We start from the raw sequence: 24,584 nt of genomic DNA on the forward strand, positions 1-24,584 counted from the left end.
CTCTCACGCGGCTGAGATAACTGGATCGTCTCGCGTCACAGCACATGGCGGCGGGCGCGGGGTCCACGACAAGAGGCAAGATCTCCTTTATGGCTACCATGGCGAAGGCACCCCGGGAACTCGCATCGGGCACGGCGAAGCGGCGCATCCGCAAGATCTTCGGCGACATTCACGAAGTCGTCGAGATGCCCAACCTGATCGAGGTGCAGCGCGAAAGCTACGAGCAGTTCCTGCGCTCCGATCGCGAAGCCGGTTATGTCTCGGGCCTCGAAAAGACGCTGCGCTCGGTCTTCCCGCTGCGTGACTTTGCCGGGACCGCAGAACTCGATTTCGTCCATTACGAGCTCGAGCCGCCGAAGTACGACATCGTCGAGTGCCGGCAGCGAGGCATCACCTACGCCGCGCCGATGAAGGTGACCCTGCGCCTGATCGTCTTCGAAGTGGATCAGGAAACCGAAACCCGTTCTGTCCTCGATATCAAGGAGCAGGACGTCTACATGGGCGACATGCCGCTCATGACCGAGAACGGCACTTTCGTCATTAACGGTACCGAGCGCGTGATCGTCAGCCAGATGCACCGTTCGCCGGGCGTGCTGTTCGATCACGATCGCGGCAAGACCCACAGCTCGGGCAAGCTCCTGTTCGCGGCGCGAATCATTCCCTATCGCGGCAGCTGGCTGGATTTCGAATTCGACGCCAAGGACATCGTCAACGTCCGCATCGACCGCAAGCGCAAGATGCCGGTGACCTCTCTGCTGTACGCTTTGGGGCTGAACGGTGAGGATATCCTCTCGCACTTCTACGACACCGTCACCTGGAAGCGCGCCACCGGCAGGACCGGCGGTTCGGGCTGGATCATTCCGTTCTCGCCCGAAAACTGGCGCGGGCAAAAGCCGGCGTTCTCGCTGGTCGATGCCAAGACCGGGGAGGAAGTCTTCCCCGCCGGCCAGAAGATCAGCCCGCGTGCCGCCAACAAGGCCGCCAAGGACGGGCTGGAGACGCTCCTGCTGCCGACCGAGGAAATCTTCGGCCGCTACGCTGCGCGTGACATGATCGACGAGAGCACGGGACGCATCTACATCGAGGCGGGCGACGAAGTGTCGGCCGAGAACCTCGAGGTGCTCGACAACGCAGGTGTCGACGCGCTCGACCTGCTCGACATCGACCACATCAGCACCGGCGCCTGGATGCGCAATACGCTCAAGGTCGACAAGGCGGAGAACCGCGACGAGGGCCTCGAGGCGATCTACAAGGTCATGCGCCCCGGCGAACCGCCGACCAAGGAGACTGCCGAGGCGCTGTTCGAAGGCCTGTTCTTCGACGCCGAGCGGTATGATCTGTCCGCCGTGGGCCGGGTCAAGCTCAACATGCGGCTCGATCTCGACGCCGAGGACACCGTCACCACCCTGCGCAAGGAAGACATCCTCGCGGTGGTCAAGGAACTCGTGAACCTCAAGGACGGCAAGGGCGAAGTCGACGATATCGACAATCTCGGCAACCGCCGCGTCCGCTCGGTGGGCGAGCTGCTGGAAAACCAGTACCGCGTCGGCCTGCTGCGCATGGAGCGCGCGGTGAAGGAGCGCATGAGCTCGGTCGACGTCAGCACGGTGATGCCGAACGACCTCATCAATGCCAAGCCCGCCGTGGCCGCGGTGCGCGAGTTCTTCGGCTCCAGCCAGCTCTCGCAGTTCATGGACCAGACGAACCCGCTCTCGGAAGTCACCCACAAGCGCCGCGTCTCGGCGCTCGGCCCGGGCGGTCTCACCCGCGAGCGCGCCGGCTTCGAAGTGCGCGACGTTCATCCGACGCACTACGGCCGAATCTGCCCGATCGAGACGCCGGAAGGCCCGAACATCGGTCTGATCAACTCGCTCAGCACCTTTGCGCGAGTCAACAAGTACGGCTTCATCGAAACGCCGTATCGCAAGATCGTCGACGGCAAGGTGACCGAGGAGGTCATCTACCTCTCGGCGATGGAAGAGCAGAAGCACACCGTCGCCCAGGCATCGGCCGAGCTGACCGAGGACGGCAGCTTCGTCGAGGAACTGGTTTCCGCACGCCACAACGGCGATAACCTGATGGCCCCGCGCGAGCAGATCACGCTGATGGACGTGAGCCCCAAGCAGCTCGTTTCGGTCGCGGCTTCGCTGATCCCGTTCCTCGAGAACGATGACGCCAACCGCGCGCTGATGGGCTCGAACATGCAGCGCCAGGCGGTCCCGCTGGTCAAGGCCGAGGCACCGTTCGTCGGCACTGGCATGGAAGAGACCGTCGCGCGCGATTCAGGCGCGGCGATCACCGCCCGCCGCGGCGGCGTCGTCGACCAGGTGGACGCGACCCGTATCGTCATCCGCGCGATCGGCGATGTCGAACCCGGGCAGTCGGGCGTTGATATCTACACCTTGCAGAAGTTCCAGCGCTCGAACCAGAACACCTGCATCTACCAGCGTCCGCTGGTGAAGGTGGGCGAGACGATCGAGGCCGGTGACATCATCGCCGACGGTCCGTCGACCGATCTCGGCGAGCTGGCGCTGGGCCGCAACAGCCTCGTCGCCTTCATGCCCTGGAACGGCTATAACTACGAGGACTCGATCCTCATTTCCGAGCGCATCGTGAAGGATGACGTCTTCACCTCGATCCACATCGAGGAGTTCGAGGTCATGGCCCGCGACACCAAGCTCGGGCCGGAAGACATCACCCGCGACATTCCCAATGTCGGCGAGGAAGCCCTGCGCAATCTCGACGAGGCGGGCATCGTCTACATCGGCGCCGAAGTGCACCCCGGTGACATTCTGTGCGGCAAGATCACGCCCAAGGGCGAAAGCCCGATGACGCCGGAAGAAAAGCTGCTCCGCGCAATCTTCGGCGAAAAGGCCAGCGACGTGCGCGACACTTCGCTGCGCCTTCCGCCGGGCGTTGCCGGCACGGTGGTCGAGGTGCGGGTGTTCAACCGGCACGGCATCGAGATCGATGACCGTACCCGGGCGATCCAGAACGAGGAAATCGAGCGCCTGCGCAAGGACGCCGCCGACGAGCGTGCGATCCTCAACCGCGCGACCTACAACCGCCTGCGCGACATGCTGACCGGCCAGACCGCCTCGGCCGCCCCCAAGGGCGTCAAGAAGGGCGCCGAGATCACCGAGGAGGTGCTCGACCAGGTCGAACGGCACGAATGGTTCAAGTTCGCCGTGGCGGACGACAACCGCCAGCAGCAGATCGAAGCGGTAAAGTCGCAATATGACGAAGCCGTGAAGATCATCGACGACAAGTTCGAGGATCGGCGCGAGAAGCTGGAGCGCGGCGACGAGCTGGCTCCGGGCGTCCTCAAGATGGTCAAGGTCTTCGTCGCGGTGAAGCGCAAGCTGCAGCCGGGCGACAAGATGGCCGGCCGTCACGGCAACAAGGGTGTCATCAGCCGCATCCTGCCGGTCGAGGACATGCCGTTCCTGGCCGATGGCACGCCGGTCGATATCGTGCTCAACCCGCTCGGTGTGCCGTCACGCATGAACGTCGGGCAGATCTTCGAAACCCATCTCGGCATGGCGGCGCGCAATCTGGGCCACCAGATCGCCAGCGCACTCGACGAGTGGAAAGACGCCAATCCGAACGCGGCCGAGGATTACGCACAGGCCAAGCCTCCCGAGGCCGTCATCGAGCGGCTGAAGGATGCCTATGGCGAGCAGTACTTCGGCGCGATCGAGGGCCGTTCGACCGAGGAGATCGTCGAACTTGCCGGTAATCTCCGCACCGGCGTTCCGATGGGCACGCCTGTGTTCGACGGCGCGCGCGAAGGCGACGTGACGGTAGAGCTGGAGAAAGCCGGGCTCGACAGTTCGGGCCAGAGCGTCCTCTACGACGGCCGCACCGGCGAGGCGTTCGACCGCAAGGTGACCGTGGGCATCATCTACATGCTCAAGCTGCACCACCTGGTCGACGACAAGATCCACGCGCGCTCGATCGGTCCCTACAGCCTCGTCACCCAGCAGCCGCTGGGCGGCAAGGCGCAGTTCGGCGGCCAGCGCTTCGGCGAGATGGAGGTCTGGGCACTCCAGGCCTACGGCGCGGCGTACACGTTGCTGGAAATCCTGACCGTGAAGTCGGTCGACGTGATCGGGCGGACCAAGGTCTACGAGGCGATCGTCACGGGCGACGACACCTTCGAGGCCGGCATTCCCGAGAGCTTCAACGTGCTCGTCAAGGAAATGCGCAGCCTCGGCCTCAACGTCGAACTCAAGTCGCTCGCCGATGACGAGGACGACGAAGGCGGCCTCGCGATCGCGGCGGAGTAACATTCCTGGCCCCTCTCCCTTGATGGGAGAGGGGTTGGGGAGAGGGTGGAGCGGCCAGCGCCCCCTCTCCCTCCCAGGCTCGGGCGAGCCTGGGCCCCTCCCTCTCCCGCAAGGGGAGAGGGGCTTCAGAGGACCGAAAAATGAACGAACTGACCAAATTCACCAACCAGCTCGCCAAGCCCGAGACCTTCGACGAGATCCAGATCGGGATCGCCAGCCCCGAGCGCATCCGCTCGTGGTCGTTCGGCGAGATCAAGAAGCCCGAGACGATCAACTATCGCACGTTCAAGCCCGAGCGTGACGGGCTGTTCTGCGCGCGCATCTTCGGTCCGGTGAAGGACTACGAGTGCCTGTGCGGCAAGTACAAGCGCATGAAGTACAAGGGCGTCGTCTGCGAGAAGTGCGGCGTCGAGGTCACCGTGACCAAGGTCCGCCGCGAGCGCATGGGCCACATCGAGCTGGCCGCGCCGGTCGCGCATATCTGGTTCCTCAAGAGCCTGCCCAGCCGCATCGGCCTGCTGCTCGACATGCAATTGAAGCAGCTTGAGCGCGTGCTGTATTTCGAGAGCTACATCGTCACCGAGCCCGGCCTGACCGCGCTCGAGAAGTTCCAGCTTCTCACCGAGGATGAACTGCTCGACGCGCAGGACGAGTATGGCGAGGACGCCTTCACCGCCGGCATCGGTGCCGAGGCGGTCAAGATCATGCTGATGGACCTCGACCTCGAACAGGAGCGCGAGGATCTGCTGGAAGAGCTGGCGACCACCAAGTCCAAGCTCAAACCCGCCAAGATCATCAAGCGGCTGAAGGTCGTCGAAAGCTTCATCGAGAGCGGCAACCGCCCCGAATGGATGATCCTCGAGGTCGTGCCGGTCATCCCGCCGGAACTGCGTCCGCTGGTGCCGCTCGACGGCGGCCGGTTTGCCACCTCGGACCTCAACGACCTCTACCGCCGCGTCATCAACCGCAACAACCGCTTGAAGCGCCTGATGGAGCTGCGCGCGCCGGACATCATCGTCCGCAACGAAAAGCGCATGCTGCAGGAAGCGGTCGACGCCCTGTTCGACAACGGTCGCCGCGGCCGGGTCATCACCGGCGCCAACAAGCGTCCGCTGAAGTCGCTCAGCGACATGCTCAAGGGCAAGCAGGGCCGGTTCCGCCAGAACCTGCTCGGCAAGCGCGTCGACTATTCGGGCCGTTCGGTCATCGTGACCGGCCCCGAACTCAAGCTGCACCAGTGCGGCCTGCCGAAGAAGATGGCGCTCGAGCTGTTCAAGCCGTTCATCTACGCCCGCCTCGATGCCAAGGGTCTCTCGATGACCCTCAAGCAGGCGAAGAAGTGGGTCGAGAAGGAGCGCAAGGAAGTCTGGGACATCCTCGACGAGGTGATCCGCGAGCATCCGGTGCTGCTCAACCGCGCGCCGACGCTCCACCGTCTCGGCATCCAGGCGTTCGAGCCGGTGCTGATCGAAGGCAAGGCGATCCAGCTTCACCCGCTGGTCTGCGCCGCGTTCAACGCCGACTTCGACGGTGACCAGATGGCCGTGCACGTCCCGCTGAGCCTCGAGGCGCAGCTGGAAGCGCGCGTGCTGATGATGAGCACCAACAACATCCTCTCGCCCGCCAACGGCAAGCCGATCATCGTGCCGTCGCAGGACATGGTGCTGGGCCTTTATTACCTGTCGATGGAACGGCAGGAGAAGACCCCCGAATATGTCGAGGGCGAGGGCGGCGAGAAGACCGAGAAGCTGCCGATCTTCAGCGACATGGCGGAAGTCCATCAGGCGCTGGAAACCAAGTCGGTTTCGCTTCACACCAAGATCATCGCCCGCGTTCCGCAGGCCGACGAGGCCGGCAACATCTCGATGAAGCGGTTCGAGACCACCGCCGGCCGGATGCTGATCGGCGAGTGCCTGCCCAAGAACCACAAGGTGCCGTTCGACATCGTCAATCGTCTGCTGACGAAGAAGGACATCGCCGACGTGATCGACGAGGTCTATCGTCACACCGGTCAGAAGGACACGGTGCTGTTCGCCGATGCGATCATGAGCCTCGGCTTCCGCCATGCGTTCAAGGCCGGTATCTCGTTCGGCAAGGACGACATGATCATCCCCGACGCGAAGGTGGAACTGGTCGAGCAGACCAAGAACCTCGTCGCCGACTACGAGCAGCAGTATCAGGACGGCCTGATCACCCAGCAGGAAAAATACAACAAGGTGATCGACGCCTGGAGCCGTTGCGGCGACCAGGTGGCCGACGCGATGATGGAGGAAATCCGCTCGCAGCCGATCGACAAGGACGGCAAGGAAGCGCCGATCAACTCGATCTACATGATGAGCCACTCCGGTGCGCGTGGTTCGCCGGCGCAGATGAAGCAGCTGGCCGGGATGCGCGGGCTGATGGCCAAGCCGTCGGGCGAGATCATCGAGAACCCGATCATCTCGAACTTCAAGGAAGGCCTCAACGTCCTTGAATACTTCAACTCGACCCACGGCGCCCGCAAGGGCCTGGCGGATACGGCGTTGAAGACGGCGAACTCGGGCTATCTTACTCGCCGGCTGGTCGACGTGTCGCAGGATTGCGTCATCGTCGAGGAAGACTGCAAGACCGACAACGCGCTTGAGATGCGCGCCATCGTTCAGGGCGGCAGCGTGATCGCCTCGCTCGGCGAGCGTATTCTCGGCCGGACCGTCGCGGAGGATATCACCAACGCCGCCTCGGGTGATGTCATCGCCAAGTCCGGCACACTCGTCGACGAGCCGCTGGTGAAGTCGATCGAGGAAGCCGAAGTGCAGGTGGCGAAGATCCGTTCGCCGCTGGTCTGCGAAGCCAAGCAGGGCGTGTGCGCGACCTGCTATGGCCGCGATCTTGCCCGCGGCACGCCGGTCAACATCGGCGAGGCGGTGGGTGTCATCGCCGCCCAGTCGATCGGCGAACCGGGCACGCAGCTGACGATGCGGACCTTCCACATCGGCGGCGCCGCGCAGATCAACGAGACCAGCCACCTCGAGGCGATCTCGGACGGCAAGGTGGTCTACCGCGACATGCCGACCATCACCGACAAGCGGGGACGCATCCTCAGCCTCGCCCGCAATGGCGAGCTGGCGGTGATCGATGCCGAGGGCCGCGAGCGTGAAATTCACAAGGTGCCCTACGGCACCGTGCTGATGCATGCGGATGGCGAGCAGGTGAAGGAAGGCGAACGTCTGGCTGAATGGGATCCGTTCAGCCTGCCTATCATCACCGAGACCAGCGGCGTGGTGAAGTACCAGGACCTGATCGACGGCACCTCGATGGAGGAACGCGTCGACGAGGCGACCGGTATCGCCCAGCGCGTCGTCACCGAGATCCGCACGGCAGGCCGCAAGAAGGATGACCTGCGCCCGCGGCTCACGCTGCTTGGCGAGGGTCAGAGCGACGAGACCGAGGCGGCGCGCTACATGCTGGCTCCGGGCACCGCGCTCTCGGTCGACGATGGCCAGCAGGTCGAGGCGGGCGACATCCTTGCTCGTGCCAGCCGCGAAGCCGCCAAGACCCGCGACATCACCGGCGGTCTGCCGCGGGTGGCCGAGCTGTTCGAGGCCCGCGTGCCCAAGGACAACGCGATCATTGCCAAGATTTCGGGCAAGATCGAATTCGTCCGCGAGTACAAGGCCAAGCGCAAGATCGCGATCGTTCCGGAAGAGGGCGATCCGGTCGAGTATCTGGTGCCCAAGACCAAGGTGATCGACGTCCAGGAAGGCGACTTCGTCAAGAAGGGCGACACGCTGATCTCGGGTTCGCCCAACCCGCACGACATTCTCGACGTGCTGGGCGTGGAGGCGCTGGCCGAGTACCTCGTGAACGAGATCCAGGAAGTCTACCGGCTCCAGGGCGTGAAGATCAACGACAAGCACATCGAGGTGATCGTTCGCCAGATGCTGCAGAAGGTCGAGATCACCGATGGCGGCGATACCGTGCTGCTGCCGGGCGAACAGGTCGATCTGGAAGAGCTGAACGAGACCAATGCCAAGCTTGCCAAGGGCAAGGATCCGGCAAAGGGCGTTCCGGTGCTGCTGGGCATCACCAAGGCCTCGCTCCAGACCCGGTCGTTCATTTCGGCAGCGTCGTTCCAGGAGACCACCCGGGTACTCACCCAGGCCGCGGTCGAGGGCAAGAAGGACACGCTCATCGGTCTCAAGGAGAACGTGATCGTCGGCCGTCTCATCCCCGCCGGGACCGGTGCGGGCATGAACCGGATGCGGATCACCGCCTCCAGCCGCGATGCCGCCTTGCGCGCCTCGTGGAAGCGGACCCAGGAAGCTCTGATCGCGGCCAATTCGGCCGAGGAAGAGCATGCAGCCGAACTCGCCCAAGGTCCGGAAGCGGCGATCGGCGACGATCCGTTGGCCCGCATGGAAGGCGAGACCCACGGTACCGATGCCGATGCCGGCGATTACCTGATCGAGGACGGTGCCGACGGCGAATAAGCCGCGCCATCAGACCCGACACAAAAGCAGCCCCGCCGGTCCCGGACCGGCGGGGCTTTTCGTGTCAAGCGAGGGTCGGCAAAGGCAACTCCTTGCCCTTCAAGGATTTGCTATACTTTTCCACCGTTGTTTGATTTAAGCTGTCCCGGTCATCCCAGGAATGGGCAAGGTGGGGGCACTGATGACGGCAGACCGGGGCGGTTACGAAACACTCGATGGACTTATGATGCTGCGGCGGCTCCAGTCCGTCGCACGCAATGCGCCGATGGCGGTCGTCGCCACTCTGGCCTCGCTCATCGCGCTGCTCATTGCCTTCCGTAATTCCGACTATCTGCCGTTCATCGCCTCGTGGGCGCTCCTCGCTGGCGCACTGTCGCTCTGGGGCAGCATGCGGCTTGCGCGGATGCGGCAGCGTATCACGCCGGCAAAATTGCCGTTGCACCTGCATGCCGCGGCGGTGTTCCTGGGCGCGGGCAGCATCATCTGGGCGGCGGGTCTGCTCGGGCTTGCGCTGATCGCGCGCGGGACCGAGGTAGCGATGGTCGCGATCATCGGCACCTCGTTGTTCGTGGGCGTGCTGCTGGTCCACCGCGCACTGCCGGCAGTCGCCCATGTCCACATCGCCTCGATGAGCCTGGCGATCGGGGCGGCGTCGTGGGCCGCCTTCGGACCGGCGGGCTGGCCGGTGCTGCTGCTGATCGCCGCCTATGCCGCCACGCTGGTCCTGACCGTGCGGCGCATCGATCGCGGTCTGATCGAATCCGTAAGGCAGGAGGTCGAGCGCGGCGAGGTTTCGCAAAGCGTCCGCCTGCTCCTCGAGGATTATGAGGAGCAATCGTCGGACTGGCTGTGGCGGGTGGATGCCGAAGGGCGCCTGCACAATATCGGCGGGCGGTTTGCGGGGGCGAGCGGGCGCGATGCCAGTACGCTCGAAGGCCTGCCCTTTACGGACCTTTTCGAAAGCGGCGAGGCGCGCGACCGGCTGGCCGCCAGCCTGGCCCAGCGTGCTCCGTTCACGGATCTGGTAGTACATCTGACGATCGATGGCGAGACCCGGCACTGGCGCCTGTCGGGCCGTGCCCATCAGGATGGCGGGATGCGCGGCGTGGCGCGCGACATCACGGTCGACCGCCAGAACGAGACCCGCGCCGCCCGCATGGCGCATTACGACCACCTCACCGGCCTCGCCAATCGCTATCTCTTCAACGAGCGGCTGCGTCATGCGACCGGAGCCGATGGCGGACCGCCGGGCAGTGTGGCGCTGTTCTACATCGATCTTGACGATTTCAAATCGGTCAACGACACCCGCGGCCATCTGGTGGGCGATCGCCTGCTGCGCGAGGTTGCCGACCGGCTCCAGGCCCAGGTCCGCAGCGACGATCTGGTGGCCCGTCTTGGCGGCGACGAATTTGCCGTGCTGATGGAAACCCGGGCGGGCGAAAGCCTGCTGATCGAACGCGGGCACCGCTTTCTTTCGGTCGTCCGCCAGCCATTCGAGATCGACGGACAGAGCTATCGTATCTCGACCAGCGTTGGCGTCGCCCGCTGCGTCAATGGCGATTGCGATGCCGAGGAACTGATGCGCCGGGCCGATCTGGCGCTATATGCCGCAAAGTCCAAGGGGCGCGACAATTTCGCCCTGTTCGAGCCGCAGCTCGACCGGGCGGCGCGGGCGCGGCGCGAAATGGAGATCGACCTCGCCGATGCCCTCGCCAATGGCGAGTTCCGCCTGCATTACCAGCCGATCATCGATCTCGGCAGTGGCCGGGTCACCGCGCTCGAGGCGTTGCTGCGCTGGCATCATCCGCGGCGGGGGCTGGTCTCGCCGGCGAACTTCCTTCCGGTGGCAGAGAAGACCGGCCTCATCGTGCCGATCGGGGAATGGGTCATCCGCCAGGCCCTGCACGAAATGTCGACCCGCGGCTCCGACCTGCGGCTGGCGGTCAACCTTTCTCCGACGCAGGTCAAGGATCCCGGGCTGGTGGCGGTGATCGCGCAGGCTCTCTATGCCAGCGACATCAGCCCTGCGCAGGTCGAATTCGAAATCACCGAACACGTGGTGATGGAGGCGGGCGAGCAGAACCTGACGACGCTGGAGAAACTGCACGAACTCGGCGTCAGCATCGCGCTCGACGATTTCGGCACCGGCTATTCCTCGCTGAGCTACCTGCGGCGGTTCCCGTTCGACCGGATCAAGATCGACCGGCACTTCGTCGAAAACGTGGTTCAGGACGCCGATAGCCGGGCGATCGTCGCCAGCGTGGCACAGCTGGCGCAGGCGCTGGGCATGCAGACCACCGCCGAAGGGGTGGAGCGTCTGGACCAGCTGGAGGCGCTGAGGAGCCTCGGCGTCGAAGAGGCGCAGGGCTTCTTCATCGGCAAGCCCGAGCCGGGCGAGCGGATCGACCTTTCCCTGATCGAACAGGCCGGGCGCCGCAGCGCAGCGGACGAAAGCGTGCTCGACTATCGCCAGGCGCGGGCCCAGGCATTGCGCCGGCGGAGCAACGGCGGCAACGGCTGAGCCCCTCTCGCCAGCGAGGCGGCGCTACGCTATCGGCGCCCCCATGACGAACCCCGGTACCCCGCCCATCACGACCCGCTTTGCCCCGTCGCCCACGGGCCGGCTGCATGTGGGCAATATCCGTACCGCGCTGCACAACTGGATGCTCGCCCGCAAGCACGGCGGCCGGTTCTTTCTGCGGATCGACGATACCGATGCCGAACGCAGCCGCGAGGACTATGTCGAGGCGATCCGCGACGATCTGAACTGGCTGGGTCTCGCCCCCGATGCCGAGGCGCGGCAGTCGGCCCGGCTCGAAACCTATCGGGCGGCGTTCGACGCCCTGCGCGCGGCAGGCCGCATCTATCCCGCGTTCGAGACGGCGCAGGAACTCGAACTGAAGCGCAAGATCGCGCTCGGCCGCGGGTTGCCGCCCATCTACGACCGCGCTGCCCTGGCGCTGAGCGACGACGAGATCGCGGCGCGGAAAAACGCGGGAGAGACCCCGCACTGGCGTTTCCGGCTCGACCACGAAACGCCGATCGTCTGGGAGGACGGCATCAGGGGGCGACAGACGTTCGACCCCGCGCAATTGTCCGATCCGGTCGTCCGCCGGGCCGATGGCAGCTGGCTCTACATGCTGCCCAGCGCGGTCGACGATCTCGATATGGGGGTCACCGATGTCCTGCGGGGCGAGGATCACGTGTCGAACACCGCGGTGCAGTTGCAGATCTTCACCGCGCTTATCGATGCCTGCTACCCCGGGCGGCAGATACCGCGATTCGCGCACGAGGCCCTGCTGGTGGGCACCGAGGGCAAGCTGTCCAAGCGGCTCGGCTCGCTCGGCTGCGACGCCTTTCGCGAACGCGGGATCGAGCCCCAGGCTCTGATTGCGCTGCTGGCGCGGCTTGGAACGTCATTGCCGGTGGAGCCCGATGCCGAACTGGATGCGCTTACCGGCAGCTTCGATCTTGCGACCTTCGGGCGCGCACCGGCACGCTTCGACGAAGCCGAGCTTGCGCGGGTGAATGCCGCGATCGTCCACCGGCTGCCATTCGCCGCGGTCGCCGACCGATTGCCCGAGGGGATGGACGAGGCCGGCTGGCATGCGATCCGGCCGAATCTGGCCACCGTGGCCGAGGCGGCTGATTGGTGGAGGCTCGTCACCGGGCCGATCGCCGCGCCCGCTCTCGACGAAGCCGACCGGGGCTATGTCGCGCGGGCGGAGGAGGTGTTGGTGTGGTCCGAAACACCGTGGCAGGCGCTGACTTCAGCGCTCAAGAACGAGACGGGGCGCAAGGGACGCGCGCTGTTCCTGCCGCTGCGCCAGGCGCTGACCGGCATGGAGCATGGCCCTGACATGGCCGAACTGCTGCCGTTGATCGGCGAGGCCGCGGCCCGCGCCCGCCTTCGCCGGGCGGCGGAAGGCTAGAGGAACACCCGCCCGATCAGGATCAGCGCCATCGCGCCGAGCACGCTGGCAAGGCAGCCCGCCCGGTTGACGCCCGGGCGGCCCCGGTGGACGATCAGCCCTGCGAGCAGGGAGCCGCCCGCGCCCAGCAGGATGGTGGTAAGCAGCCCCATGTCGACCGCCCCGGGATAGAAGAACCGCGCCAGAGCGCCCACGAACAGCCCGGTGACAAGGGCCCCGATGATATTCCACATGAAGCGCCGCATCCTTTGCGCTGGTATAGGGTGGCCCAGGCGCTAGCGAGTTTGGCGCCGCAAGGCCAGTCGAGGACGCTGCAAAGGGGAGAGCACGGATGCCGGCAATCAAAGCTAACGGGATCGATATTCATTACGAGGAGGCAGGCGCGCCGGATGCGCCGGCCATGCTGCTGGTGATGGGCTTCGGCGCGCAGCTGACGTTGTGGCCGGACGAACTGGTCAGCGCCTTGGCGGACGAGGGCTTTCGCGTCATCCGCTATGACAACCGCGACGTCGGGCTCAGCCACAAGTTCGACGGTGCGAAGGCACCCGGGGTGGTCAAGCTGACGCTGCTGGCCAAACTCGGCATCAGGCCGCGGGTGCCCTATACGCTGGCCGACATGGCGGCCGACGGGATCGGGCTGCTCGACGCGCTGGAGATCGGGCAGGCACATATCGTCGGCGCCAGCATGGGCGGAATGATCGGGCAGCACATGGCGGCGCGTTATCCGCAGCGGTGCCTGAGCTTCACGCAGATCTTCTCGACCACCGGCAACCCGCGTCTGCCCGCCGCCCGCAAGGAAGCGCTGGCCGCGCTGGTCAAGCGCCCGGCATCGACCGACGAGGCGGTTCTGGTGGATCACGGCATGATGCTCGCCCGCACGATCGGCAGCCCGGCTTATCCGGCGGAGGAGGAGCGACTGCGCGAGCGCGTGACCGCGGGCCTTCGGCGCAGCTTCTACCCCGAGGGCGCCACCCGCCACCTGTCGGCAGTGGTGGCCGATGGCGACAGGCGGTCGATGATTCGCCGCATCACGGTGCCCACCCTCGTCCTGCATGGCGAGGACGATCCGCTCGTCCCTTGCGAGGGCGGACGCGACACCGCCGCCACCATTCCCGGCGCCCGGATTCGCACGATCCCCGGATGGGGCCATGACCTGCCCCCGGAACTGATCGACGAGATTGCCGGCGAGATCGCAGGCCATGCGAAGGGCGCGGCAATCGCCAGATAGTTTTCCACCGTTCACATTAGCGCTTGCAATCCGCCGGCCCACGCGGAGCCCGCGAGTCAGCCGGCTCGCCGGCAGCGGGCCCCCGCAACCTGCTGCTTAAATTTCCGTAAGCAGGGCTTGCCTGAAAGCGTCCTATGATTCACTATCTAGTGGTCGTTCGGGATTGCGACACAAGACCTAGAGGTTTTGCGGGAGCATCCCATATTGGACCGGAGGGGCGGATACAGTGTTGGCCGATGCCGGGTGCGGACTTTCAGTCCACGCCGGAGCTTGGCATGATGGCGCTGGCAGCTGCCGGGACGAGTCGAACACAGACGGAACATTCCGGCCTCGGCGGTCGGCGAACAGGGAAAGCGGCGAGGGGCAGATGGATTTCAAGAGCGGAGACGAGACGGCCATGGCCTACCACCCCGAGGGCGTTGACGACGCGGTCGATACGGCGACCGCGCGCACTGAGGGCGAGCAGGATCGAAAGGCCGTGACCATGGATGTCGCCGATCCGGCGAGCAAGGATCTGGTCGGCGATGCGGCCGGCAAGGCACTGGCGGGTGCCATGGCCGAAGCCGTCCGTACCGTGGCCGAACCGGTCGACAGCAAGAAGATCCTTGCCCGCCGGTTCGACGTGCGGACCGACAGCACCCGTGACGACCTGCTGACCGATTTCGGCAAGGACACGCTGACCGATCGCTATCTGCTGCCGGGCGAGACCTATCAGGACCTGTTCGCCCGCGTCGCCGACTATTACGCCGACGATGCCGAACACGCGCAGCGGCTCTACGACTATATCTCGAAGCTGTGGTTCATGCCGGCCACCCCGGTGCTGTCGAACGGCGGCACCACTCGCGGCCTGCCGATCTCGTGCTATCTCAACAGCGTCGAGGACAGCCTCGAGGGCATCGTCGGCACCTGGAACGAGAATGTCTGGCTGGCCAGCCGCGGCGGCGGTATCGGCACCTACTGGGGCCATGTCCGCGGTATCGGCGAGCCCGTCGGCCTCAACGGCAAGACCAGCGGCATCATCCCCTTCGTACGCGTGATGGACAGCCTGACGCTGGCGATCAGCCAGGGCTCGCTGCGGCGCGGATCGGCGGCCTGCTATCTCGATGTCAGCCATCCGGAAATCGAGGAGTTCCTCGAAATCCGCAAGCCCAGCGGCGATTTCAACCGCAAGGCGCTGAACCTCCATCACGGCGTCCTGCTGACCGACGAGTTCATGGAAAAGGTCCGTAGCGGCGAAGACTTCGATCTCGTATCCCCGCGCGACGGCAGCGTGCGCAAGACCGTCGATGCGCGCAGCCTGTTCCAGAAGCTGGTCGAAACCCGGCTGGCCACGGGCGAGCCCTACATCGTCTTTTCCGACACCGTGAACCGGATGATGCCCAAGCATCACCGCGACCTCGGGCTCAAGGTTTCGACCTCGAACCTGTGCAGCGAGATCACCCTGCCCACGGGGCGCGATCACCTCGGCAACGACCGGACGGCGGTATGCTGCCTGTCCTCGCTGAACCTCGAGACCTGGGAGGAATGGGCCGGCGACAAGCGCTTCATCGAAGACGTGATGCGCTTCCTCGACAACGTGCTGCAGGATTACATCGACCGCGCGCCGCCGGAAATGGACCGCGCCCGCTATTCCGCCATGCGCGAACGCTCGGTCGGGCTGGGGGTGATGGGCTTCCACTCCTTCCTCCAGGCAAAGAACATCGGCTTCGAAAGCCCGATGGCGAAGGTCTGGAACCTCAAGATGTTCAAGCACATCCAGGCCCGCGCCAGCGAAGCCTCGATGCTGCTCGCGCAGGAACGCGGCGCCTGTCCCGATGCCGAGGACATGGGTGCGATGGAGCGGTTCAGCTGCAAGATGGCGATCGCGCCGACCGCGTCGATCAGCATCATCTGCGGCGGCACCAGCGCCTGCATCGAGCCGATCCCGGCCAACATCTATACCCACAAGACCCTGTCGGGCAGCTTCGTGGTCAAGAACCCGTATCTGGAAAAACTGCTCAAGAAGAAGAGCAAGGATTCGGTCGCGGTGTGGAACTCGATCCTCGAAAAGGGCGGCAGCGTCCAGCACCTCGACTTCCTGACGCCGGACGAGAAGGCGACCTTCAAGACCAGCTTCGAGATCGACCAGCGCTGGCTACTCGAATTTGCTGCCGATCGGTCGCCCTATATCGACCAGGCGCAGAGCCTCAACCTGTTCATCCCCGCCGATGTCGACAAGTGGGATCTGATGATGCTGCACTTCCAGGCGTGGGAGAAAGGCATCAAGTCGCTCTATTACCTGCGTTCCAAGAGCGTCCAGCGGGCCGGCTTCGCCGGCGGCGTCGAGGCCGACAACACCGCCGATGCTCCGCGGATCGAACTGAGCGCGACCGGCGAGCAGACCGATTACGAGGAATGTCTCGCCTGCCAGTAAAAGGCGCGGTGTGACGAAGGGGGGGCGGCAGTGCGTTATCCGATTGTCTGGCTGTTCCTGATGGTCCTGCTGGTCCTGCTGATCCCATTGGCCATGTGGGGAATGCCGCAATACCGCCTGTATTCGCAGCGGCTGGCAGGCGAGGCGGCATTGGCCGAGGCGCAATCGTCGCGCCGGATCGCCATTCTCGAAGCCGAAGCCCGGCGCGAAAGCGCGGGCGCGCTGGCCGAGGCAGAGGTTCTGCGCGCGCAAGGTGCGGCACGGGCAAACCGTATCCTGCAGGATTCTTTGGGCGGCCCGGACGGATATCTGCGTTATCTGCAAATCCAGGCGCTGGAAGAAACTCGCGCGGCGCTGGTCTATGTACCGACCGAGGCGGGGCTGCCGGTAACAGAATCCCGCCGCATCGCCGATTAGCAGGGACCTTTTTCGCAAGTTTCCGGGGGCACGACACTGCGGCGAGGCGTTGACCCTTCGACCGCCGATGCCGGGGTGCCTCAGGAACCGCTCATGACTTCATCGACCTTTGTCTGGATCGCGCTGATCTTCGCGGCCATCTGCCTGTGGCAAATGCTTGCGGGGCTGGCCAAGATGCGCCGGGCAAAGGCCGACCCCCGCGCGCCGGAGGCACCGATCCTGCGGCGCTTCGGGCAGATCCAGGCAATTGCCGGCGGGGCGATGCTGCTGCTCAACATCCTCTTCAATCTCCCGCTCCTGCGGCTCATCGCAAGTTAGGGCCGGCCACGGATCGCCCCGAACGATTCCCGCCTTCGCGCGTATCCCAACCGAAGGAGATACATGCTGATGGACGATCAACGCCTGTGGGATTTCGAGCGCGACCTGTGGATCGGCGGCGCCGACACCTACGAAACCAAGGTTGCCGACGATGTGGTGATGGTGCTTCCCGCCGCCCCCTTCCTCTACGATCGTCGCGCCGCGATCGAGGCGGTCAAGGCAACGCCGCGCTGGGAAACGGTGGAGTTCGAAGACACCCGCGTCGAGCGGCACCAGGAAGGGCTGATTTCGATCGCCTACCGCGTACGCGCGGCAAAGGGCGAGCAATCATATCATGCCGTCTGCACCAGCACCATCCTGCGGCTTGGCCATGAAAACTGGGTGGTGATCCAGCATCAGCAGACGCCGCTCGGCGTCGAGATTGCCGATCACGAGGGCTGATCCGCCCATTGCAAGCGCCATTACAAACGCCCCGCCTCGTTCAAGACGAGACGGGGCGTATTCATGCAAGGCCCTGCGGCAAGGGCGCGATGGCCCCTGACGTCATGCCGCCACGATGTCAGTCCTTGCCTAGCGGGCGGGCCGCATCCGCCGCGGCCTGCGCGGAAGGGTCGGACGATGCGGCACCGGGCCGCGCCTGTGCCATGCCGCCGCCCGCGGCGCCCTCACCGGTCCCGGCGTGCCGGGCCTCGTCCTGCTCGGCCTGGCCGTCCTCGTCGCGTTCGCTGCCATAGCCCATCTGCGCGCCGCCTTGGCCCGGGCTGCCGGTGGCGGGCTTGCCCTGCGCCGAACCGCCTGTCTGCTCTCCGCTGCGCCAGCTGTCGTCCTTGCGGGTCTGCTGTTCGCGGGTTTCGCCCTCGCGCGGGCCGGTCCGCTCGATCCCGCCGGGCTCGTGGCCGGGGTTGAGGGTGACGTCGCGGCTGTCGTCGGGTTCGTATTCGCCCATGGTCTCTCTCCTCTGTGGGTTTTACAGGAAACGGGGAGTGGCCCCGGCGTGTTCCGGCGCCGGCCGCGTCCGGGCGCACGCCGCGCCCGGCATGGCGCAGGCGGCCAGCGCGATTATCCCCGCCGAAATCCACACCCGCCGCTTCGACTTTGGCGCGCCAGGGCCTATATGAGTCGCTCGCACCCAGACGGAGATACACAAGATGTCGTTGCTCGAAGCCCGCAAGACCTACAAGCCCTTCGAGTATCCCTGGGCCTACGAGTTCTGGAAGCGGCAGCAGCAGATCCACTGGATGCCCGAGGAAGTGCCCCTGGGCGAGGATTGCCGCGACTGGGCGCAAAAGATTTCCGAGCACGAGCGCAACCTGCTCACGCAGATTTTCCGCTTCTTCACCCAGGCCGATGTCGAGGTGCAGAACTGCTATCACGAGCATTACGGCCGGGTCTTCAAGCCGACCGAGATCAAGATGATGCTCGCCGCCTTCTCCAACATGGAGACGGTGCACATCGCCGCCTACAGCCACCTGCTCGACACCATCGGGATGCCCGAACAGGAATACAGCGCCTTCCTCGAATACGAGGAAATGAAGGACAAGCACGACTATCTGCAGCAGTTCGGCGTCGATACCGACGAGGACATCGCCCGCACGCTGGCGGTGTTCGGCGGCTTTACCGAAGGGATGCAGCTGTTCGCCAGCTTCGCCATGCTGATGAACTTCCCGCGCTTCAACAAGATGAAGGGCATGGGGCAGATCGTCAGCTGGTCGGTCCGGGACGAATCACTGCACTGCGAAGGCATCGTGAGGCTGTTCCACGAGTTCGTGCGCGAGCGGGACTGCTTCACCAAGTCGGTCAAGGAAGACATCATCGACATCTGCCAGAAGACCGTGCGGCTGGAGGACAATTTCATCGACCTCGCCTTCGAGATGGGCCCGGTGAGCGGGATGACCGCCAAGGACATCAAGAAGTACATCCGCTACATCGCCGACTGGCGGCTGGGCCAGCTGGGCCTGCAGCCGATCTACATGGTCGAGGACCACCCGCTGCCCTGGCTGACGCCGCTTCTGAACGGGGTGGAGCACGCCAACTTCTTCGAAACCCGCGCCACCGAATATTCCAAGGGCGCCACCCGCGGCAACTGGAACGACGTCTGGGCAAGCTTCGACAAGCGCCAGAAGGCCAAGGTGGCGAACGAGGTCGAGGCGGAGGACGAGGGGCCGGGTCTGTTCGGGGATGCGAGCGGGGTTGAGGCGGCGGAGTGAGTTCTTGACCAAAGCTATAAGCAGAGGAAATTCGAAAGAAGCTGCACTGTATTTTGATCAGGTGCTTCCTGACGACTTTTTTGCCAGCCTTAAGGCTGGTTCCGATGATGAAATTAAAAACCTCATTATTCACATCGTCGAGGATTACGAAGAGTCTAAGGCTCTTTTCGAAAAGCTTGTGGGTTCTCAATGCAGAAACGATGACTTCGATTACTTGACGTCTTTGAACCGGGCGAGAACTGCGGCTTTCTCCAAGTATCTTATAGACGTCGAGGGCGCGCGAGATCCTGCATTTACGGACAGAGTGATGAAAGGATTGCAAAAGGCGCAACAACTTTGTGAATTGGATGGCATCGAATTTAAAGGAGACTACTCGACGTCGGAACTTATCGAATTTCGCCGAAAATCGTTTCTCCTCCAACAAAAACTTTTCGAAAGACTAGGGTATGAGGCTGCTCCTGTTTGGACACACCCAAAAGTTTTTCCAAGTTTATCATCGGACTCTTTCGGAGAGAACGCCTCCAGCGTATTTGAGTTTTCCTTACGTGATCTGCAACTTGTCGATGCTACGAAGCTTTCGTGGCGGCAAATCATGGAGTTTCGTGAAGATGAAGACAACGCGCGACGTCTTAGGGGGCTGAGGTTATTCTTTCACGAAAACCTAAAGGGGAAGGATAAAAGTTTCATCACTGATAAGATGATGTCGTTGCAGGAGGAACACGTTGCAGCGGCCCATTTTTGGGGAATGGAGACGAAGCGGAAAAGCTTCTCAGCAATTTTTGATCAAAAGACTAGTTTGATTCCCAGTGGAATAGCCGCGTTGCTCAGCCTCGCTGGAACTATACCACCAGCGATAAGTATCGGATTGATAACCTCTATATCTTTTGGACATATTCTCTTAGAGGTTGCGAGAAGAAATATAGAATATAATGAGGCCAAGTTAAACGACCAAGGAGTCTATCTTACACGGCTGAAAAAGCTTGGCGAGAGTGGCAAGGGTGGACCTTTTGATGTCGCTCCTTCAAACACCTCCCACTCCTAAAACCCGCTCCAATACCTTCGCGCGCCGCCGCTTTGGGTCATGTAGCCCGCCAGCCGCTCTTCGGTGCCGTCGCCGCGCAATCGTTTGACGATCATCCATTCGCGGGCGCAGCGGTCGGCGAAACGGTCGAAGCGGAATGCTTGGCAACGACGCCTCAACCATAAACTAATCTGCCTTGGATTATGCCGATCTCCATGAATGATTCGGACCTATCATTTATCGGTACCGCAGCGCTTGCCTTTATGGCGATAAATGTCGCCTCTTTCGCCGCGTTCGGCATCGACAAGAGGCTTGCTGAAACCCGGCAGCGGCGGATTTCCGAGGCGACGCTTTTGCAACTCGCGTTCTTTGGCGGCTCGATCGGAGCTTATGCAGGGCGGCAGGTGTTTCGTCACAAGACGCGCAAGCAGCCGTTCTCCAACCAGCTTTTTGCGATTGTCGTGATGCAGGTCATGGCGGTTGGGGGCGGCGTCACCTGGCTGCTCACGGGCTGATCGCCCTCAACACCACCCACCCCTGAGCCCGCCCCAATAGCTTCGCGCGCCGCCGCTCTGGGTCATGTAGTCCGCCAGCCTTTCCTCGCTGCCGTCTGGCCGTACCCGTTTCACGATCATCAGTTCGCGGCCGTAGCGGTCGGTGGGTTCGTCGAGGCGGGCCTGCATGGTGAAGGGGCCGCGGCTGAGCCAGGATTGCAGGCTGCGGGTCGAGGCTTCGGCCTGCGCCGCCTCGGCGGGGCACGCGGCGTCTGCCTCGGCGGTGTCGATCCCGACCACGCGGATCGTGCGTGTCCCCAGCTTGAAGGTGTCGCCGTCGATCACGCAGAACGCGCCGCGCCCCGGCCCGCAGCGGGTGAACCCGCCCTCGGCCCGCTGCGCGTCGCTCAACAGGAACGCCGGCGGCTCGAACGCCCCGTCCTCCACCGTATAGGCCAACGCCAACAGCACCGCCGCCAGCATCACGGCTCGCCAGCGCCGCCAGCCCGCCCTGCGCCAACCGTGCCGAGGCGGGCGCCCGAAGCGTGCCGGGGGGATGCGCGACGGGCGGCGGGGCCGGCGGGGGCGGCGCTCGAAGCGAAGGGGGCCGGGCATCGCAGCCGGCGTTAGCAGCGGCGCGCCATCGCGCAATCGGCAGGGGCGCCGTGGCCGAGTTTGATCCAGCGCAATGCGCGGCGCTCGGCTCTCTGCCACGGCAGCGGGCAAGCGCAAAAGGAGCCATCCGCATGTCCCAGCATACGCCCAACGAACTGTCCGAAATCTTCAAGCGCGACCGCGAACTGGTCACCCGCCTCAAGCAGGAGGACGGCCGCTTCGCCCGGCTGGCCGACGACTATCACGAGGTGAACCGCGAGGTGCACCGGATCGCGGCCGAAACCGAAGCGGCGAGCGACGATCGCACCGAAGAGCTGAAGAAGCGCCGGCTCGCCCTCCTCGACGAGCTGACGGCGATCGTCTCGGCCGCGCGCACGCCGGGCTGATCCGCGCGGCAGGCGGGGCGCCGGATTGCCGCCGCCCGCTTGCCGCTGCGCCTTCGATAAGGCAGGTTGGCGGCCTTTCGGGCGCCGCACCGTGCCCGGCTCGCCATCGACCAGTCCGCCATCAAGGAGCATGTCATGACCTTCACCATCACCCGCCGGCTCCGTGCCGCCGCCGCGCTCGTCCCGCTGGCCGCGCTGGTCGCTTGCAATGCCGAGCCCGAGCCCGAACCCCAGTACGAGGCGGACGTCGAGGTGCCATCGGGAAGCGAACTGATCGTCACCGAACAGGATCCCGCTGCCGTTGACGTCGAAGTACCCGACAGCCCGATGACCCCGGTGCCCGAAGGCACGGCAAGCGATGCGGAGACGGCGGCGGAGCCCGCCCCGCCGCCGGCCAGCGCCACGCCCGGGATGTAGTCCGCCAGCCGCTGTTCGCCGCGCGCCTCCTGCGCTAGGGGCCTCCCCCATGCGAAGGAAGGACGCGCGATGACCGCCAGCCCAGTGACGCCCCCCGACAGCCGCGCCAAGGCCGAAACGCTGATCGAGGCGCTGCCCTATTTCCAGCGCTATGCCGGGCGCACCTTCGTGGTGAAATACGGCGGCAACGCCATGGGCGACGAGCAGGCCGCGCGCGATTTTGCCGAGGATGTGGTGCTGCTGAAAGCGGTCGGCATCAATCCTGTGGTGGTGCACGGAGGCGGCCCGCAGATCGGCGAGATGCTCGGCCGGCTGGGGGTCGAGAGCCGCTTCGTCGACGGCTTGCGGGTGACCGACAAGGCAACGGCCGAAGTGGCCGAGATGGTCCTGTCGGGCGCGATCAACAAGGCCATCGTCGCCTCGATCGCCGGGGCCGGGGGGCGGGCCGTCGGCCTCTCGGGCAAGGATGCGGGTCTGGTCACCGCGCGCAAGGTCGCCCGCACCACCCGGACCGAGGACAGCGCGATCGAACAGGCGGTCGATCTGGGCTTCGTCGGCGAACCCTGCGCGGTCGATATCGCGGTGATCGAGACGATGACGTCCGCCGGATTGATCCCGGTGGTCGCGCCGATCGCCGCGGGCGAGGACGGGGCGACCTACAACATCAATGCCGATACCATGGCCGGCGCGCTGGCGGCGGCGCTGGGCGCGGCGCGCCTGCTGCTGTTGACCGACGTGCCCGGCGTGCTCGACGAAGGCGGCGCCCTGCTTCCCGAACTGACCCCCTCCCGCATCGCGGAATTGCGGACCGCGGGAATCGTGCGGGGCGGCATGATCCCCAAGCTCGAGACCTGCGTCGCGGCACTTGCGGCAGGGTGCGAGGCGGCGGTGGTACTGGACGGGCGGGTGCCGCACGCCCTGCTGCTCGAATTCTTCACCGCGCGCGGGGCGGGCACGCTGATCAGGGCCGATTGATCGCAGGCTGGCGGAAACGGTGCCGGCGGTGGGGAGGCGCGCAATCGGGGTTGGCGCTTTGTCGGCCCCGCGTGTAGGAGGCCGCCAACCATTCATGCAGGACAAAACGGACCGACCCCGATGCAGGCCCTGATCGTGCTTTACCAGATCGTTTCGATGATCGTGAACGTCTTGATTATGCTGATAATCATTCAGTTCGTCATCGGTCTGTTGTTCGCCTTCAACGTGATCGGGCGCAACGAATTCCTCGCCAGTTTCTATGACGGGATCAATCGCCTGCTCGATCCGGTGCTGCGCCCGATCCGGCGGTTGCTGCCCGATACCGGATCGATCGATTTCTCGCCGATCGTCCTCATCCTGCTGATGAACATCCTGCTCACCATCCTGTCGAGCGTGATTGCCGCCTGATGCCGGCCGCGCTTATCGACGGCAAGGCGTTCGCGGCAAAGCTGCGCGAACAGGTGGGCGCGGCGGCCGCCGGGTTCGCCGCCGCCGCCGGGCGCCGCCCCGGTCTGGCGGTGGTACTGGTGGGCGAGGATGCGGCCAGCCAGGTCTATGTCGGCGCCAAGCACCGGGCCACGATAGCCGCGGGAATGGAAAGCTTCGAGCATCGGCTTCCGGCCGCAACCGGCGAGGGCGAGCTGCTGGCGCTGATCGCGCAGCTCAATGCGGACGAGCGGGTCGACGGGATCCTCGTCCAGCTGCCGCTGCCCGCGGGGCTCGATGAACAGGCGGTCATCGCCGCGATCAGCCCCGACAAGGACGTGGACGGATTTCATGTCATCAACGCCGGCCGGCTGGCGGTGGGGCAGGACGGTTTCGTCCCCTGCACCCCCCTTGGCTGCATGATGCTGTTGCAGGACCGGCTGGGCGATCTGGCGGGGCTTGAAGCGGTCGTCGTCGGGCGCTCAAATATCGTCGGCAAGCCGATGGCGCAGCTGCTGTTGGCCGCCAATGCCACGGTTACCATCGCCCACAGCCGCACCCGCGATCTGCCCGAAGTCGTCCGCCGAGCGGATATCGTCGTGGCGGCCGTCGGGCGGCCCGAGATGATCCGGGGCGACTGGATCAAGCCCGGCGCGACGGTGATCGATGTCGGCATCAACCGCCTGCCGCCGGCCGCTGGGGCCGACAAGGGGCGGCTGGTCGGCGATGTCGAGATTGCCGGCGCCATGACGGTGGCGGGCGCCATCACCCCGGTGCCCGGCGGGGTTGGCCCGATGACCATCGCGGTCCTTCTGCGCAACACGCTGATCGCTGCCCATCGCAACGCAGGATTGCCCGCTCCCGCTTCGCTATAGCCGGTTGCCGGCCGTGCTTTTGCGGAACCGCAGGGCCGCCCCGGGGCTTATCCCTTCCGATGCTAGACCGTCCGCCGTGGGGCCGGGCTTTGGAGAATGATT

The 24,584-nt window shown here is 64.8% G+C and carries 20 protein-coding genes; 17 read left to right on the top strand and 3 right to left on the bottom strand.

Going from position 1 to position 24,584, the window contains the following annotated elements; all coding sequences use genetic code 11:
- The first annotated feature begins 89 nt into the window (after window positions 1-89).
- The 4 genes from rpoB (at window position 90) to ACHFFA_RS02400 (ending at window position 12,690) form a co-directional block, all read left to right on the top strand.
- Window positions 90-4,289, top strand: coding sequence for a DNA-directed RNA polymerase subunit beta (gene rpoB / locus ACHFFA_RS02385; RefSeq protein WP_394269232.1), 4,200 nt, complete (start codon window positions 90-92; stop codon window positions 4,287-4,289).
- Window positions 4,290-4,429: 140 nt separating this feature from the next.
- Window positions 4,430-8,758 (top strand): DNA-directed RNA polymerase subunit beta', encoded by a 4,329-nt coding sequence (gene rpoC / locus ACHFFA_RS02390; RefSeq protein ID WP_394269233.1) that lies wholly within the window; start codon window positions 4,430-4,432, stop codon window positions 8,756-8,758.
- Window positions 8,759-8,939: 181 nt separating this feature from the next.
- Window positions 8,940-11,279, top strand: a complete 2,340-nt coding sequence (locus tag ACHFFA_RS02395; RefSeq protein WP_394269234.1) for a putative bifunctional diguanylate cyclase/phosphodiesterase — start codon at window positions 8,940-8,942, stop codon at window positions 11,277-11,279.
- 43 nt (window positions 11,280-11,322) lie between these two features.
- Window positions 11,323-12,690, top strand: a complete 1,368-nt coding sequence (locus tag ACHFFA_RS02400; protein WP_394269235.1) for a glutamate--tRNA ligase — start codon at window positions 11,323-11,325, stop codon at window positions 12,688-12,690.
- Here the strand turns inward: ACHFFA_RS02400 and ACHFFA_RS02405 are convergent.
- Complete coding sequence (locus tag ACHFFA_RS02405) at window positions 12,687-12,923, bottom strand: GlsB/YeaQ/YmgE family stress response membrane protein (RefSeq protein WP_394269236.1); 237 nt, start codon at window positions 12,921-12,923, stop codon at window positions 12,687-12,689. The genes ACHFFA_RS02400 and ACHFFA_RS02405 overlap by 4 nt on opposite strands.
- 98 nt (window positions 12,924-13,021) lie before the next feature.
- On the opposite strand from ACHFFA_RS02405, the gene ACHFFA_RS02410 reads away from it, so the two are divergent.
- From ACHFFA_RS02410 to ACHFFA_RS02430, 5 genes are all read left to right on the top strand, one after another.
- Window positions 13,022-13,918, top strand: coding sequence for an alpha/beta fold hydrolase (locus tag ACHFFA_RS02410; protein ID WP_394269237.1), 897 nt, complete (start codon window positions 13,022-13,024; stop codon window positions 13,916-13,918).
- Window positions 13,919-14,285: 367 nt separating this feature from the next.
- On the top strand, window positions 14,286-16,331 hold the full coding sequence (locus tag ACHFFA_RS02415; protein WP_394269238.1) for a ribonucleoside-diphosphate reductase subunit alpha: 2,046 nt from the start codon (window positions 14,286-14,288) through the stop codon (window positions 16,329-16,331).
- 30 nt (window positions 16,332-16,361) lie between these two features.
- Entirely contained in the window at window positions 16,362-16,748 is a 387-nt protein-coding gene (locus tag ACHFFA_RS02420) for a membrane protease subunit (RefSeq protein ID WP_394269239.1), read from the top strand.
- A 93-nt stretch (window positions 16,749-16,841) separates the two neighbouring features.
- On the top strand, window positions 16,842-17,066 hold the full coding sequence (locus ACHFFA_RS02425) for a hypothetical protein (protein WP_394269240.1): 225 nt from the start codon (window positions 16,842-16,844) through the stop codon (window positions 17,064-17,066).
- 69 nt (window positions 17,067-17,135) lie between these two features.
- Window positions 17,136-17,507 carry a DUF4440 domain-containing protein gene (locus ACHFFA_RS02430; RefSeq protein ID WP_394269241.1) on the top strand — a complete coding sequence of 124 codons (372 nt, stop codon included), beginning with the start codon at window positions 17,136-17,138 and terminating at the stop codon, window positions 17,505-17,507.
- 118 nt (window positions 17,508-17,625) lie between these two features.
- Here the strand turns inward: ACHFFA_RS02430 and ACHFFA_RS02435 are convergent, their stop codons facing one another.
- Window positions 17,626-18,012, bottom strand: a complete 387-nt coding sequence (locus ACHFFA_RS02435) for a hypothetical protein (RefSeq protein WP_394269242.1) — start codon at window positions 18,010-18,012, stop codon at window positions 17,626-17,628.
- Between the two features lie 202 nt (window positions 18,013-18,214).
- Here ACHFFA_RS02435 and ACHFFA_RS02440 point away from each other — a divergent pair, with 202 nt between their 5' ends.
- The 3 genes from ACHFFA_RS02440 (at window position 18,215) to ACHFFA_RS02450 (ending at window position 20,809) form a co-directional block, all read left to right on the top strand.
- On the top strand, window positions 18,215-19,273 hold the full coding sequence (locus tag ACHFFA_RS02440) for a ribonucleotide-diphosphate reductase subunit beta (protein ID WP_394269243.1): 1,059 nt from the start codon (window positions 18,215-18,217) through the stop codon (window positions 19,271-19,273).
- A gap of 4 nt (window positions 19,274-19,277) precedes the next feature.
- The gene (locus ACHFFA_RS02445; RefSeq protein WP_394269244.1) at window positions 19,278-20,315 is read left to right on the top strand and encodes a hypothetical protein; all 1,038 of its coding nucleotides are present in this window, start codon (window positions 19,278-19,280) and stop codon (window positions 20,313-20,315) included.
- A 194-nt stretch (window positions 20,316-20,509) separates the two neighbouring features.
- Entirely contained in the window at window positions 20,510-20,809 is a 300-nt protein-coding gene (locus ACHFFA_RS02450) for a DUF1294 domain-containing protein (protein WP_394269245.1), read from the top strand.
- A gap of 6 nt (window positions 20,810-20,815) precedes the next feature.
- Here the strand turns inward: ACHFFA_RS02450 and ACHFFA_RS02455 are convergent, their stop codons facing one another.
- Window positions 20,816-21,403, bottom strand: coding sequence for a hypothetical protein (locus ACHFFA_RS02455; protein WP_394269246.1), 588 nt, complete (start codon window positions 21,401-21,403; stop codon window positions 20,816-20,818).
- Window positions 21,404-21,534: 131 nt separating this feature from the next.
- On the opposite strand from ACHFFA_RS02455, the gene ACHFFA_RS02460 reads away from it, so the two are divergent.
- The 5 genes from ACHFFA_RS02460 (at window position 21,535) to folD (ending at window position 24,482) form a co-directional block, all read left to right on the top strand.
- Window positions 21,535-21,789, top strand: a complete 255-nt coding sequence (locus ACHFFA_RS02460; RefSeq protein WP_394269247.1) for a YdcH family protein — start codon at window positions 21,535-21,537, stop codon at window positions 21,787-21,789.
- A gap of 135 nt (window positions 21,790-21,924) precedes the next feature.
- Window positions 21,925-22,206: a hypothetical protein gene (locus ACHFFA_RS02465; RefSeq protein ID WP_394269248.1), complete on the top strand. Its 282-nt coding sequence runs from the start codon at window positions 21,925-21,927 to the stop codon at window positions 22,204-22,206.
- Between the two features lie 69 nt (window positions 22,207-22,275).
- Complete coding sequence (gene argB / locus ACHFFA_RS02470) at window positions 22,276-23,181, top strand: acetylglutamate kinase (protein ID WP_394269249.1); 906 nt, start codon at window positions 22,276-22,278, stop codon at window positions 23,179-23,181.
- A 120-nt stretch (window positions 23,182-23,301) separates the two neighbouring features.
- Entirely contained in the window at window positions 23,302-23,589 is a 288-nt protein-coding gene (locus ACHFFA_RS02475) for a YggT family protein (RefSeq protein ID WP_394269250.1), read from the top strand.
- Entirely contained in the window at window positions 23,589-24,482 is an 894-nt protein-coding gene (gene folD, locus ACHFFA_RS02480; RefSeq protein WP_394269251.1) for a bifunctional methylenetetrahydrofolate dehydrogenase/methenyltetrahydrofolate cyclohydrolase FolD, read from the top strand. Before ACHFFA_RS02475 ends, folD begins: the two co-directional genes overlap by 1 nt.
- Window positions 24,483-24,584: the final 102 nt, after the last annotated feature.

Origin of the sequence: Qipengyuania sp. (assembly GCF_043423005.1) — a bacterium.
Classification (GTDB): Bacteria; Pseudomonadota; Alphaproteobacteria; order Sphingomonadales; family Sphingomonadaceae; genus Qipengyuania.